At 69.6% G+C, this 12,719-nt stretch carries 13 protein-coding genes; 8 read left to right on the top strand and 5 right to left on the bottom strand.

The window, feature by feature from the left end; translation table 11 throughout:
• Positions 1-25: 25 nt before the first annotated feature.
• A complete protein-coding gene (locus ASC98_RS25605) occupies positions 26-1,330 on the bottom strand; it encodes an aspartate aminotransferase family protein (protein ID WP_056808888.1) in 1,305 nt (434 codons plus the stop codon).
• 136 nt (positions 1,331-1,466) lie between these two features.
• On the opposite strand from ASC98_RS25605, the gene ASC98_RS25600 reads away from it, so the two are divergent.
• Positions 1,467-1,946 carry an Lrp/AsnC family transcriptional regulator gene (locus ASC98_RS25600; protein ID WP_056808889.1) on the top strand — a complete coding sequence of 160 codons (480 nt, stop codon included), beginning with the start codon at positions 1,467-1,469 and terminating at the stop codon, positions 1,944-1,946.
• On the opposite strand, the gene speB is transcribed toward ASC98_RS25600, so the two are convergent.
• The 3 genes from speB to ASC98_RS25585 are packed head-to-tail and all read right to left on the bottom strand — an operon-like array spanning position 1,918 to position 3,830.
• Positions 1,918-2,856 carry an agmatinase gene (gene speB, locus ASC98_RS25595; RefSeq protein ID WP_056808890.1) on the bottom strand — a complete coding sequence of 313 codons (939 nt, stop codon included), beginning with the start codon at positions 2,854-2,856 and terminating at the stop codon, positions 1,918-1,920. The genes ASC98_RS25600 and speB overlap by 29 nt on opposite strands.
• 18 nt (positions 2,857-2,874) lie before the next feature.
• Positions 2,875-3,330, bottom strand: coding sequence for a hypothetical protein (locus ASC98_RS25590; protein ID WP_056808891.1), 456 nt, complete (start codon positions 3,328-3,330; stop codon positions 2,875-2,877).
• Positions 3,330-3,830 carry a 5'-nucleotidase C-terminal domain-containing protein gene (locus tag ASC98_RS25585; RefSeq protein WP_056808892.1) on the bottom strand — a complete coding sequence of 167 codons (501 nt, stop codon included), beginning with the start codon at positions 3,828-3,830 and terminating at the stop codon, positions 3,330-3,332. Before ASC98_RS25585 ends, ASC98_RS25590 begins: the two co-directional genes overlap by 1 nt.
• A 370-nt stretch (positions 3,831-4,200) precedes the next feature.
• Between ASC98_RS25585 and aceA the strand changes: the two genes are divergently transcribed.
• The 3 genes from aceA to ASC98_RS25570 all read left to right on the top strand — a co-directional run bounded on the left by aceA (position 4,201) and on the right by ASC98_RS25570 (position 6,615).
• Positions 4,201-5,517: an isocitrate lyase gene (gene aceA, locus ASC98_RS25580; protein ID WP_056808893.1), complete on the top strand. Its 1,317-nt coding sequence runs from the start codon at positions 4,201-4,203 to the stop codon at positions 5,515-5,517.
• A gap of 70 nt (positions 5,518-5,587) precedes the next feature.
• Positions 5,588-6,124, top strand: a complete 537-nt coding sequence (locus ASC98_RS25575; protein WP_235581397.1) for an antitoxin Xre/MbcA/ParS toxin-binding domain-containing protein — start codon at positions 5,588-5,590, stop codon at positions 6,122-6,124.
• Positions 6,121-6,615: an RES family NAD+ phosphorylase gene (locus tag ASC98_RS25570; RefSeq protein ID WP_235581396.1), complete on the top strand. Its 495-nt coding sequence runs from the start codon at positions 6,121-6,123 to the stop codon at positions 6,613-6,615. The genes ASC98_RS25575 and ASC98_RS25570 overlap by 4 nt, the downstream gene beginning before the upstream one ends.
• Positions 6,616-6,644: 29 nt before the next feature.
• On the opposite strand, the gene ASC98_RS25565 is transcribed toward ASC98_RS25570, so the two are convergent.
• Complete coding sequence (locus ASC98_RS25565; RefSeq protein WP_056808895.1) at positions 6,645-7,793, bottom strand: iron-containing alcohol dehydrogenase; 1,149 nt, start codon at positions 7,791-7,793, stop codon at positions 6,645-6,647.
• Between the two features lie 83 nt (positions 7,794-7,876).
• Between ASC98_RS25565 and ASC98_RS25560 the strand changes: the two genes are divergently transcribed.
• The 4 genes from ASC98_RS25560 to ASC98_RS25545 all read left to right on the top strand — a co-directional run bounded on the left by ASC98_RS25560 (position 7,877) and on the right by ASC98_RS25545 (position 12,716).
• The gene (locus ASC98_RS25560) at positions 7,877-8,788 is read left to right on the top strand and encodes an alpha/beta hydrolase (RefSeq protein WP_056808896.1); all 912 of its coding nucleotides are present in this window, start codon (positions 7,877-7,879) and stop codon (positions 8,786-8,788) included.
• Positions 8,785-9,642, top strand: a complete 858-nt coding sequence (locus tag ASC98_RS25555; RefSeq protein WP_056808898.1) for a YbgC/FadM family acyl-CoA thioesterase — start codon at positions 8,785-8,787, stop codon at positions 9,640-9,642. The genes ASC98_RS25560 and ASC98_RS25555 overlap by 4 nt, the downstream gene beginning before the upstream one ends.
• Positions 9,643-9,771: 129 nt before the next feature.
• Positions 9,772-11,712, top strand: a complete 1,941-nt coding sequence (locus ASC98_RS25550) for a histidine kinase dimerization/phospho-acceptor domain-containing protein (protein WP_056820560.1) — start codon at positions 9,772-9,774, stop codon at positions 11,710-11,712.
• Complete coding sequence (locus ASC98_RS25545) at positions 11,706-12,716, top strand: ATP-binding protein (RefSeq protein WP_162249359.1); 1,011 nt, start codon at positions 11,706-11,708, stop codon at positions 12,714-12,716. The genes ASC98_RS25550 and ASC98_RS25545 overlap by 7 nt, the downstream gene beginning before the upstream one ends.
• Positions 12,717-12,719 lie beyond the last annotated feature (3 nt).

Here is a 12,719-nt window from a genome sequence, read left to right as displayed (position 1 = left end):
GTGCGGTGGCAGGAACGGGGGGTGATCAGGCGGCTCGCTTGATCGCGTCCGACAGCGTGCCGATCAGCTGGTCGATGTGCCTGTTCTCGATGATCAGCGGCGGCGACAGCGCGATCGTGTCGCCGGTGGTGCGGATCAGCAGGCCTTTCTCCCAGCAGTCGAGGAAGACCGAGAACGCGCGCTTGCCGGGCTGGCCGTCGATCGGCGCGAGCTCGATGCCGCCGACCAGGCCGAGGTTGCGCACGTCGACCACGTTCGGCAGGTCTTTCAGCGAATGCACTGCGCGCTCGAACGTTGGTGCCATCGATTCGCCACGCGTCAGCAGGCCTTCGTCGGCATAGGTGTCGAGCGTGCCGAGCGCCGCGGCGCAGGCCAGCGGATGCGCCGAGTAGGTGTAGCCGTGGAAGAACTCGATGGCCTGCTCGGGGCCGTTCATGAAGGCGTCGTGCACATGCTGCTTCGCGAACACCGCGCCCATCGGCACCGCGCCGTTGGTCAGGCCCTTGGCGACCGTCATCAGGTCGGGCGTGACGCCGAACTTCGTCGCGGCGAACGGCGCGCCGAGGCGGCCGAAGCCGGTGATGACCTCGTCGAAGATCAGCAGGATGCCGTGCTTGTCGCAGATCGCGCGCAGGCGTTCGAGGTAGCCCTGCGGCGGCACCAGCACGCCGGTGGAGCCGGCGACCGGCTCGACGATCACCGCGGCGATGGTCGATGCATCGTGCAGCGCGACCAGGCGCTCCAGGTCGTCGGCCAGCTCGGCGCCGTGCAGCGGCTGGCCCTGCGTGAAGGCGTTGCGCGGATCGTGCGTGTGGCGGATGTGGTCGACGCCCGGCAGCAGGCTGCCGAACATCTTGCGGTTGGCGACCAGCCCGCCGACCGAGATGCCGCCGAAGTTGACGCCGTGGTAGCCGCGCTCGCGGCCGATCAGCCGGGTGCGCTGGCCTTCGCCGCGGGCGCGGTGGTAACCGATCGCCATCTTCAGCGCGGTCTCGACCGCTTCGGAGCCGGAGTTGGTGAAGAACACCTTGGTCAGTTCGGCCGGCCCGAGCTTGACGAGGCGCTCGGCCAGTTCGAAGGCCTTCGGGTGGCCCATCTGGAAGGGCGGCGCGAAATCCATCTCGGCGGCCTGCGCCTGGATCGCCTTGACGATCTTCGGCCGCGCATGGCCTGCGTTCACGCACCACAGGCCGGCGGCACCATCGAGCACCTGGCGGCCCTCGGGCGTCCAGTAGTGCATGCCTTCGGCGCGGGACAGCAGGCGCGGCGCCTGCTTGAACTGCCGGTTGGCGGTGAAAGGCATCCAGTGGGCGTCGAGCGTGTTGTCCATGACAGGCGGTCCAGATGGCTTGTGATTTCCGTCACGCAGTCTAGCCGGGCTGCCGCGAAATTTGCTTGCGCAACGCAGCCCGATTTCGATCCGCCGAGCAATATCATGCGGTGGAACGTTCAAGGATTCGAAGAATATGGCAAGCAGCAAGCCGACGGTGCAACTCGATGCGATCGACCGCCAGATCCTGCGGGTCTTGCAGGTCGAGGGGAAGCTGGCCAATGTCGACCTGGCCGAACGGGTTCACCTGTCGCCGTCGGCCTGTCTGCGGCGCGTGAAGGCGCTGGAAGACGGCGGCGTGATCGCGCAGTACGTCGCGCTGATCGATTCGAAGGCGGTCGGCCAACCGGGCACCAGCTTCACGATCGTCAACCTCGAGAAGCTGACGCAGGCAGCGATGACCGAGTTCGAGCAGGCGGTGCGCGGCGTGGCCGAGATCCTCGACTGCTTCTACGTGGCCGGCACCAACGACTACCTGCTGCGCTTCACCTACTGCGATGCCGGCGACCTGGAGCGCTTCCACACCGAGGTGCTGGAGCGGCTGCCTGGGGTCGTGCGATCGAACTCGATGCTGGTGCTGCGGACGGTCAAGAAGACGACCGCGCTGGCCGTGTAGCGAGCCGGCCGCACAGGTAGGTCCAGACGAAATTCGCCGCCGCATAGCTGGTGAGTTCCGCGTGGTCGTACGGCGGCGAGACCTCCACGCAATCCATCCCGACGAAGGGCAGGTCGGCCAGTTCTTCCAGCACCGTCAGCACCTGCGTGGTCGTCAGGCCGCCAGGCTCGGGCGTGCCGGTGCCGGGCGCGAAGGCCGGGTCGAGGCAGTCGATGTCCAGGCTCAGGTAGACCGGCGGGTTGCCGTGGCGGGACAGCCGGCTGCGGATCGCCGACAGCACCGGCTGCAGCTGCACCGCGCCGTCGAGGCCGCGCAGGTCGCGCGCGGTGAAGATCTGCCCGCCCTGGTCGCGCACGTACTCGCGGGCCTCGCGCTGGCCGGCCGAGCGGATGCCGATCTGCGTGAAGCATTCCTTGATCACCAGGCCTTCGTTGATCGCTTCGTAGACCCAGGTGCCGTGGCCGCTCGGCTCGCCGAAGTGGTCCTCCCAGGTGTCGCAGTGCGCATCGAAATGGATCACCGCCAGCGGCTTGCCCAGCCATTCGACATAGCTGCGCAGCAAGGGCAGCGTGATCGAATGGTCGCCGCCCAGCCAGGCCATGTGGTGCTGGCGGATCAGCGGCGCCACCTGCGGCCCCATCGCCGCGCGCATGCGCTCGAGGCTGGTGTTCGGCAGCAGCAGGTCGCCGGCGTCGCCGAGCTGGCCATCCGGCGTGGTGTCGAAGAACGGATGGATGCCGTCGCACAACATGTGGCTCGCTTCGCGGATCGCCCGCGGGCCGAAGCGCGCGCCGGGGCGGTTCGTCACCGAGCCGTCCCAGGCGATGCCGGCCACCGCGTACGGCGTGTCGGCCGACGCGGCGGGCGACTTGAGAAAGGCGTTGTTCGACAGGAAGGCGAAGCTGCTCATCCCGCAATTCTCGTGGATTCAGGGCTTCGGCTTGCTGCCCTTGCGCAGCGCCTCGATCTGCGCCAACCGGCTGCGGCAGTCACCGGCCACCGTGGGGCACAGGGCCTCGTGGCTCAGCTTCAGCGGCTTGCGCAATGCATCCACCCGCGCGAGGTAGCCGCGGGCGCAGACGTCGGAATGCAGGGTCGCGATCCGCGCGGCCGACACGCAGCCGACCAGGCCCAGGTAGGCCGCGCCGAGTTGTTCGACCGGCTTTCCCTCGGCGCGCAGCAGCCGCGCGTCGACACAGGCCGAGAACTCGTCGGTGTCGTGGTGCATCTGGTGCAGGCAGGCCTGCGAGGTCTGCTGCACGGCCTCGTTCAAGGCGTCCCACCGCGCCTTGTCGAACGCGCTGGCAGGCCAGGCCGGCAGCGCACACGACAGTGCGATGCCAGCCAGCGCCCCGATACGCCCGAAGGTCGGCAGCGACCGCATCAGTTGATGCGCGTGATCCGCGGCGTCGTCGGCGCGACCGGCGATTTCTCGCGGAAGTAGGCGATCAGCGCATCGAGGTCGATCACCTTGGAGTCCACCACGTTGCTGCCTTGGGTGGCCAGCACGGTGAAGTTGTCGCCGCCGCTGCCCAGGCCCAGGAAGTTGTTGGTGCTGACGACGTAGGTCTTGGCCAGGTCCAGCGCCGCGCCGTTGACCTTGACCGACGACACCACCACGCGATGCCCGGTGCCCGCGTCCGCGCAGTTGTTCGGGCTCGCGCCGGACGTCCAGGCGTTGACGCTGTTGTCGAAGCTGTAGGTCAGCCCGCCGGAGACCTGCAGCAGGCGGCCGTACTGCATCGTCGCCGGGTTGAACTTGGCGCTGCAGTTCGGGGCTTCCCACTGCTGCTCGAGCAGGCGGACCAGCTGGGCACCGGTGACCGAGACCTTGACGACGGTGTTCGCGAACGGCGCCACGGTGTTCACCTGGGCGTAGGTCACCGGGCAGGGCGGCGGCTCGACAGACGACGGTTCGACACGAAGGCACTCCTCGAAAGCCCGCGATCTTGTCCGCGCAGCATTTCGAGTTGGTGACAGCCCAAGGCGGGCGGTTCCGATGCACGCACCAGCTTCCACATCAAGAAAACATCATTTCGCATCGCGGGAGGTCGTCGGGGTCGACATGATTGCGTTCTTCCAGATGGGAAGAGCTGGTTTCACATCCAGAAATTTAAAGTGCAAGCCATTGATTTCGTTGAACAATATTTTTAGTCTTATATAAGACACAAGTCTTCCGGAACGAACGCATGGCTTCTATTCTTGAAGTCATCAAGTCCTCGTTTTTCACCCCCTCACACTTCCGGAGACCGACATGACCCAAGCGACCCGCGAACAACAGATCGCCGCCCTTGAAAAAGACTGGGCCGAGAACCCGCGCTGGAAAGGCATCAAGCGCGGCTACACCGCAGCCGATGTCGTGCGCCTGCGCGGCTCGCTGCAGATCGAGCACACGCTGGCCAGGCGCGGCGCCGAGAAGCTGTGGAGCCTCGTCAACACCGAGCCCTTCGTCAACTCGCTCGGCGCGCTGACCGGCAACCAGGCGATGCAGCAGGTGAAGGCCGGCCTGAAGGCGATCTACCTGAGCGGCTGGCAGGTTGCAGGCGACGCCAACCTGGCCGGCGAGATGTACCCCGACCAGTCGCTGTACCCGGCGAACTCGGTGCCGATGGTGGTGCGCCGCATCAACAACACCTTCCAGCGTGCCGACCAGATCCAGTGGTCCGAAGGCAAGGGCCCGGGCGACGCCGACTACCGCGACTACTTCGCGCCGATCGTGGCCGACGCCGAAGCCGGTTTCGGCGGCGTGCTGAACGCCTTCGAGCTGATGAAGTCGATGATCGAAGCGGGTGCCGCCGGCGTGCACTTCGAGGACCAGCTGGCGTCCGTCAAGAAGTGCGGCCACATGGGCGGCAAGGTGCTGGTGCCGACGCGTGAAGCGGTGGCCAAGCTGGTGGCGGCGCGCCTCGCGGCCGACGTGATGGGCACGCCCACCGTGCTGCTCGCCCGCACCGATGCCGAAGCGGCCGACCTGGTGACCAGCGACGTCGACGACAACGACAAGCCGTTCACCACCGGCGAGCGCACCATCGAGGGCTTCTACCGCACCCGCAACGGGCTGGAGCAGTCGATCAGCCGCGGCCTCGCCTATGCCGAGTACGCCGACATGATCTGGTGCGAGACCGGCAAGCCCGACCTGGCGTTCGCGAAGGCCTTTGCCGATGCGATCCACAAGAAGTTCCCGGGCAAGCTGCTGGCCTACAACTGCTCGCCGAGCTTCAACTGGAAGAAGAACCTGGACGACGCGACGATCGCGAAGTTCCAGCGCGAGCTCGGCGCGATGGGCTACAAGTTCCAGTTCATCACGTTGGCCGGCTTCCACAGCCTGAACTACTCGATGTTCAACCTGGCCTACGGCTATGCGCGGAACAACATGAGCGCGTTCGTCGAGCTCCAGGAAGCCGAGTTCGCCGCGGCCGAGAAGGGCTTCACCGCGGTGAAGCACCAGCGCGAGGTCGGCACCGGTTACTTCGACGCGGTGACGACGACGATCGAACGCGAGGCGTCGACGGCGGCGTTGAAGGGCTCGACCGAAGACGAACAGTTCTTCGACGAGCGCAAGCACGCCTGAGCGGTCCGGGAGAGACCTGCTGGCGCAGGCTGCTCATTTGAGTGAAAATATCCGCTCAAAGGATGCACCGATGAGCAGGTCTCGAACCCCACGCCCTCCGCGCCGCCCAACAGCGAGCCAGCCCGCCCTCAAGCTGACATCGGCCCGGGCGGCTGTTCCACTGGCCAGCAGCACCGTCTCGACCGATTTCCTGCAGGCCTTCCAGGCCGACGCGATGGAACGCGTGCGCATCGTCAAGCGCGGCGTGCCGGCCGGCGTGATCGACACGATGGCTCGGCGCATGGGCATGCCGAAGGAAAAACTGATCGTGACGCTCGGCCTGGCCCGCGCCACCGTCGATCGCAAGGCGCGCGACAGCAAGCCGCTGTCGCCCGACGAAGGCTCGAAGGTGCTGGGCATGGCGCGACTGGTGGGGCAGGTGCAGGCAATGGTCGAAGAGTCCGGCGACGCGGCGGGCTTCGATGCGGCGGCCTGGGTCGCAGGGTGGCTCGACCGGCCGCTGCCAGCGCTGGGCGGTCAGCGCCCCGCCGAGCTGATGGACACCGCCGAAGGGCAGGGGCTGGTGTCCCAGCTGGTCGCTCGGATGCGCAGCGGAGCCTACGCTTGACGGAGGAGGGGGCCGGGGCGCACCGGTTGTGGCGCATCGCCACCGACGCTCGCGAGTACGAGGCCGATGACCTGAGCGGCAAAGGCGCCGAGCAGACCGGCGGGCGCTGGAACCGGCCCGGCCGGCCGCTCGTCTACGCCGCGTCGACGGCGTCGCTGGCATGCCTCGAGACGGTGGTGCACCTGAATGCCGGTGAACTGCCGCTGAATCGCTTCCTGGTGCGCATCGAGGTGCCGGCGGCGGTGTGGCAGTCGCGCCGGCTGTTCGCGCCCGCCGACCTGCCGGTGGGCTGGAGCGCGATCCCCGAAGGCAAGGTGTCGCTCGACATCGGCGACGCCTGGCTGCGCACCGCGTCGTCGGCCTTGCTGGTGGTGCCGTCGGTGATCGTGCCGGAAGAGTGCAACGTGCTGATCAATCCGCTGCATGCCGATGCCGCGCAGATCCGGGCGGTGAAGGAGCGGCCCTGGACCTACGACCTGAGGTTGGCCTGACGGCCTGATGGCATGACGCATGCAGCCGGCTACATCGACGCTGCCAGCATCTCCCGGTAGTCGTCCCGCGTCGCGAGGCGCGGGTTCGTCTTGTGGCAGTGGTCGACCATCGCGCCGTCGATCACGCGCTCGAACAGGTCTTCGGTGACGCCGAGCGCACGCAGGCCCGGGGCCAGCCCGAGCCGCGCGTTCATCTCGCGCACCGCGTCGGCGAGTTCGGTGCCTTTCGCATCGCAGGCGCCGAGGCCCATCGCATGCGCCATGCGCGCCAGCCGGCGCTCCCGCACGATCGATTCGGCACCGGCATTGAAGCGAATCACCGCCGGCAGGAACATCGCGTTCAGCGTGCCGTGGTGCAGCTTCGGGTTCACGCCGCCCAGGCTGTGGCTGAGCGAATGCACGCAGCCGAGCCCCTTCTGGAACGCCATCGCGCCTTGCAGGCTCGCGCTCATCATGTTCCAGCGCGCGTCGCGGTCCTGGCCGTTGCGCGTGGCGCGCTCGATGTGGCTCCAGCCGCGCTCCAGGCCGTCGAGCGCGATGCCGTCGGCGGGCGGGTTCACCGCCGGCGCCATGAAGGTCTCCATGCAGTGCGCGATGGCGTCCATGCCGGTCGCCGCCGTCAGCAGCGGCGGCAGGCCGAGCGTCAACGCCGGGTCGCAGATCGCCGCGCGCGGCAGCAGGTTCCAGTTGTGGAAGCCGAGCTTGCGGCCGTCGTCGACGATCACGATCGCGCCGCGCGCGACCTCGCTGCCGGTGCCGGCGGTCGTCGGCACCGCGATCACCGGCGCGACGCGGTCGCTGATCTTCGTGCTGCCGCCTTCGATGGTCGCGTAGGTCTTCATCGGGCCGTCGTGCGTCGCGGCGATCGCGACGCCCTTGGCCAGGTCCATGCTCGAGCCGCCGCCGACCGCGATCAGCCCGTCGCAGTCGTGTTCGCGCCAGACCTGCACGGCAGAACGCACCGCCGCCTCGGTCGGGTTGAACGGCGTGCCGTCGAACACCGCATGGGGCAGGGGGCCGAGTGCCGCCAGCGCCTGGTCCAGCACGCCGGCCGCGCGCACGCCGGCGTCGGTGACGACCAGCGGCTTGCGGATGCCGATGCGCTCGCACTCGGCGGGCAGCAGCGCGAGCGCGCCGAAGTCGAGCTGGATCTGCGTGAGGTAGTAGATGAAGGCCATGGCTGAACAGGACGTTGCGATGGACGGGCCAGTATGCTCTGGCACACTCGCCCCCCGTGAGCTCGCATCCCCTGACCCCCGCGATGAGCAGCCTGCTGTATCGCATCGGCCGCGCCAGGCGCCCCCCGTTCCACACCATGCCGGTCGCGCAGGCCCGCGAGGTCTACACCGCGGCCGCCGAAACCATCGACCCGCCGCGGGCGTCGCTGGCGCGCGTCGAGGACTTCTCGCTGCCGGCCGCCGACGGCACGCCGTTGCGCGCGCGGCTCTACGCGCCGTCGACCGGCCGGCTGCCGCTGACGATGTACCTGCATGGCGGCGGCTTCACGATCGGCAACCTCGAAACCCACGACAGCCTGTGCCGCCAGTTCGCGCTGCGCAGCGGCACCGCGGTGGTCGCGATCGACTACCGGCTCGCACCGGAGCACCGCTTCCCGACCGCAGTGGACGACGCCTGGGCCGCGCTCGCGTGGCTGGCCGCGCATGCCCAGACGCTGGGGCTGGACGCACGCCGCCTGGCCGTCGCCGGCGACAGCGCCGGCGGCACGCTGGCGGCGGTCAGCGCGATCCATGCGCGCGACATCGGCCTGCCGCTCGCGCTTCAGGTGTTGATCACGCCCGGCACGACGGCCTACGCCGACACCCCGTCGCACCGCGAATTCGCCGAAGGCTTCCTGCTCGACGCGCGCGGCATGGAGTGGTTCTTCGGCCACTACATCGACCATGCCGACCGCGGCGACTGGCGCTTCGCACCGCTGAATGCCCCCGATCTCGACGGCGTCGCTCCGGCCTGCGTGGTGCTGGCCGAATGCGATCCGCTGGTCGACGAGGGCGTCGCCTATGCCGACCGGCTGCGTGCCGCTGGCGTCGGCATCGAGCTCGAGCTGTACCGCGGCGTGACGCACGATTTCATCAAGATGGCCCGCGAACTCGACGAAGCCGTCGCCGCGCAGGACGCCATCGCCGCCGCACTGAAGAAAGCCCTGCTCGCATGAAACGCACCGATTTCCGATTCCTCGAACGGCTGCGCGTGCGCTGGGCCGAGGTTGACCTGCAGCAGATCGTCTTCAACGGCCACTACCTGATGTACTTCGACACCGCGGTCGCCGGCTACTGGCGGGCGCTGGCGATGCCGTACGCGTCGACGATGCACTACCTGGGCGGGGACCTGTTCGTGCGCAAGAGCACCGTCGAGTACGAAGGCTCGGCGCGCTACGACGACGTGCTCGACATCGGCGTGCGCTGCGGGCGCATCGGCACCTCGTCGATGGTGTTCAGCGCGGCCGCGTTCCGGCAGGACCAGCTGCTGGTCAGCGCCGAGCTGGTCTACGTGTTCGCCGACCCGGTCGCGCACACCTCGAAACCGGTGCCGCAGGAACTGCGCGAGCTGCTGCAGGATTTCGAGGCCGGCAAGCCGATGGTGGCGGTGCGCGTCGGCCGCTGGGCCGAGCTGGGGCGCGATGCCCAGCGCATCCGCACCGAGGTGTTCGTCGAGGAGCAGCGCATCCCGCCGGAACGCGAATGGGACGATGCCGACGCCGATTGCCTGCACGCCGTCGCCTACAACCATTTCGGCGCGGCGCTCGCGACCGGCCGGCTGCTGGAGCACGTGCCGGGCGTCGCGAAGATCGGCCGCATGGCGGTGACGCAGGCGATGCGCGGCAGCGGCGTCGGGCGCGCGGTGCTCGATGCGCTGATGAAGTCGGCGCGCGAGCAGGGCTACCGCGAAGCCGTGCTGCATGCGCAGACCTCGGCCGAGGCGTTCTACCTGCGGGCCGGGTTCGCCCCGCGCGGGCCGGTGTTCGAGGAGGTCGACATCCCGCACATCGAGATGGTGCGGACGCTCTGACGCCGGCGTCGACGGGCATCCGTCAGACGCCGGCGCGCCGTCCGATCCGGGGGGATGTCGGCGCATCCACCGTTGTGAGCGAAGGCGCCGGCGGGTATACCTCGACCGTTGTTTCCCGGCAGGCGCTCGATGGACCTTGACTACTTCGGGGCGGATCACGACGTTCAAGGTCTTGAACGGCAGCTGGCCGTCGTCGACGGCCCGTTGCGGCTGCCTGGCCTGACCGCGCTGGCCTGGTACCTGCGCCAGCGCGACACGCGGCGCGCGTTGCTGCTGGTGCACGAGGCGCAGGCGCTGCTCGCGACCGGGTCGACAGGGTCGGCCACGCCGGACGCGACCGCCGGCGACGACACCGAGCGGGTCCGCTGCCAGGCCCGGCTGATGCTGGTCGAGGGCGAAGCCCGGTGGCTGTTCGCCGAGCTGGCGCCGGCGCAACAGCTTCTTTCGCAGGCGCGCGAGCGATTCGCCGCGATCGGCGATGCCACCGGGGCCGGCGACGCCTGGCTCGCGCTGGCCATGCTGTTGCAGTTCCATGCCGACGAACCGGCGCGCGCCAACGCCTGCTTCGCCGAATCGCAGTCCGCCTACCGCAGCGCCGGCGACGAGCTGCGCCTGCGCTGCGCCGAGGCCAGCCTGGCGCTCGGCCAGTTCATGCAGGAGCCCGCGGCGGCGGTCGCGCGCTGGGCGGCGGTGCTCGGTGCCGCGCCGCCGTCGGGCCATGCCGGGCTGGACGCGCGGATCGCGGTGACGAACGGCTGGTTCGCGCAGTTCCGCGGCGAGCTGGCGCAGGAGATCGCGCTCAACCAGCGCGCGTTCTCGCTGGCGCTGGTGGCCGGGCAATTGCGCACGGCGATCATCGTGGCCGGCAATGTCACCCGGGCCTTCATCAACCTGAACGACCCGGCGCAGGCGCTGGAGTGGGCGGAACGCGCCGTCGCGCTCGCCCGCAGGACCGGCTGGCCGGCCACGCTGACGTTGAGCCTGTCGTGGATGGGCATGGCGCTGCACCGGATGGGGCGCCCGGAGGCGGCGCGCGCGTTGCTGGACGAGGCGCTGGCCGGCTCGGGCGCGCGCACAGGCAACTTCCACACGATTGCCTCGACGCTGCTGGGCGACGTCTGCGTCAGCCTCGGCGAGTACGCGGCGGCGGCCGATGCCTATGCGGTCAGCGAGGAGATCGAGCGGCGGGCCGGCCGCAGCACCTGGTACCTGGCCGATGCGCTGCGCGGCAAGTCGCTGGTGCTGTCGCGCTTTCGCCGCCGCGGCGAGGCCGTCGCCGCGATCGAGGAGGCGATCGCGATCCACGTGAAGGCCGGCGTGCGCTGGCGGCAGGCCGCCTGCCTGCAGGCGCTGGCCACGATCGCCCGCGAACACCAGTTGCCGCCACCGGCCGGATCGAGCGCGGCGACCGGCACGATCCACTACCTCGAACAGGCGCTCGCGATCGACGAAGGCACCGAGGGCAAGACGGTGTCCGACGAGCTGTGCAGCGAGCTGTCGCGGGAGTACGAAGCCGCTGGCGACCTGGCGCGGGCGCTCGCGTTCGAGCGGCGCGCGATGGCGACCCGCGTGCGCATCCAGTCGAAGAAGGCGACCGACCTGGCGGCGGCGATGCAGGTGCGCTTCGAGACGGAGCGCGCGAAGGCCGATGCCGAGCACAACCGTGCGCTGGCCGAGGCCGAGGCGCGCCGCGCCGACGCGGAGGCGGCCGCCAACCGCGCGAAGAGCGTGTTCCTCGCGAGCATGAGCCACGAGCTGCGTTCGCCGTTGAACGCGATGCTCGGCTTCTCGCGCCTGCTGATGCGCGACGCCAGCCTGGGCGAGCGCGCGCGCCGCGACGTGGGCGTCGTGCTGTCCAGCGGCGAGCACCTGTACCAGGTGATCAACCAGGTGCTGGAGCTGTCGAAGATCGAGGCCGGCCACATGAGCGTGAAGCCGGTCGGCTTCAACCTGCCGGTGGTGCTGCACGAGCTGGAGGAGGTGTTCGCGCTGAGTGCGCGGCAGAAGGGCCTGCGCCTCGTGGTGGAGGCCGCGCCGGGGCTGCCGTCGCATTGGAGGCCGATGTGCTGAAGCTGCGGCAGGTGCTGGTCAACCTGCTGGGCAATGCGATCAAGTTCACCGCGCAGGGCAGCGTGACGCTGGCGGTCCGGATGGTCGGCGACGGCTGGCTGCAGGTCGGCGTCACCGACACCGGCGTCGGCATTGCCGCGGCCGAACTGCGCATGCTCGGCGAGGCCTTCGTGCAGGCCCAGGCCGGCAGGCAGGCCGCCGAAGGCACCGGCCTGGGCCTGGCGATCAGCCGCGGCTTCGTGCAGCTGATGGGCGGCGAACTGCGGATGGACAGCGAACCCGGCCGGGGCACCACGGCGCAGTTCGAGATCCCGGTGCGCGTGCGCGACGAAGGCGCGGCGGCGGACGCCCCGGCGGCGCCCGGCCGGGCCGTCGCGCTGGCCGCGGGCACGCCGCAACAGCGCATCCTCGTCGTCGACGACCTGGCCGACGGCCGGGCGCTGCTGGTGCGGCTGCTGCAGCCGCTGGGCTTCGTGGTGCGCGAGGCGGCCAACGGCCGCGAAGCGGTGGAACTCTGGCAGCAATGGGCGCCGCAGCTGGTCCTGATGGACATGCGCATGCCGGTGATGGACGGGCGCGACGCCACGCGACGGGTGAAGGCCGGGCCCGGCGGCACGCTGGTGATCGCATTGACCGCCAGCAGCTTCGACGAACAGCGCGAGGAGTTCCTGCGCCTGGGCTGCGACGACTTCCTCGGCAAGCCGTTCAAGGAAGAGGCGCTGCTGGAGATGATCGGCCGGCACCTCGGCCTGCGCTACGAGCATGAAGCGCCGCCTGCCGCGCCCGCCGACGCGGTGCTCGACCGGCAACGGCTCGCGCAGGTGCCGCAGCCGCTGCTGGCCCGGCTGCGCAGCGCGCTCGATCGTGGCGACCCGCAGTCCATCGAGCAGGCGCTGCAGCAGATCCGGCCCGGCGATGCCGACACCGCCGAGGCCCTCTCGGCGATGGCCGCGCGCTTCGAATTCAAGCGGATCCAGGCCTTGCTGAACGAGGCGGACCGCTGACAG

Source organism: Rhizobacter sp. Root1238 (assembly GCF_001425825.1).
Classification (GTDB): Bacteria; Pseudomonadota; Gammaproteobacteria; order Burkholderiales; family Burkholderiaceae_C; genus Rhizobacter.
Note: the sequence above shows the minus strand (reverse complement) of the source record. Positions and strands in the feature narration are given on the sequence as shown.

Bases quoted from the DNA above. Each gene is read 5' to 3' on its own strand.
- ASC98_RS25605 (WP_056808888.1), bottom strand. From the start codon at position 1,330: ATGGACAACACGCTCGACGCCCACTGGATGCCTTTCACCGCCAACCGG.
- ASC98_RS25600 (WP_056808889.1), top strand. From the start codon at position 1,467: ATGGCAAGCAGCAAGCCGACGGTGCAACTCGATGCGATCGACCGCCAG.
- speB (WP_056808890.1), bottom strand. From the start codon at position 2,856: ATGAGCAGCTTCGCCTTCCTGTCGAACAACGCCTTTCTCAAGTCGCCC.
- ASC98_RS25590 (WP_056808891.1), bottom strand. From the start codon at position 3,330: ATGCGGTCGCTGCCGACCTTCGGGCGTATCGGGGCGCTGGCTGGCATC.
- aceA (WP_056808893.1), top strand. From the start codon at position 4,201: ATGACCCAAGCGACCCGCGAACAACAGATCGCCGCCCTTGAAAAAGAC.
- ASC98_RS25575 (WP_235581397.1), top strand. From the start codon at position 5,588: ATGAGCAGGTCTCGAACCCCACGCCCTCCGCGCCGCCCAACAGCGAGC.
- ASC98_RS25565 (WP_056808895.1), bottom strand. From the start codon at position 7,793: ATGGCCTTCATCTACTACCTCACGCAGATCCAGCTCGACTTCGGCGCG.
- ASC98_RS25560 (WP_056808896.1), top strand. From the start codon at position 7,877: ATGAGCAGCCTGCTGTATCGCATCGGCCGCGCCAGGCGCCCCCCGTTC.
- ASC98_RS25555 (WP_056808898.1), top strand. From the start codon at position 8,785: ATGAAACGCACCGATTTCCGATTCCTCGAACGGCTGCGCGTGCGCTGG.
- ASC98_RS25550 (WP_056820560.1), top strand. From the start codon at position 9,772: ATGGACCTTGACTACTTCGGGGCGGATCACGACGTTCAAGGTCTTGAA.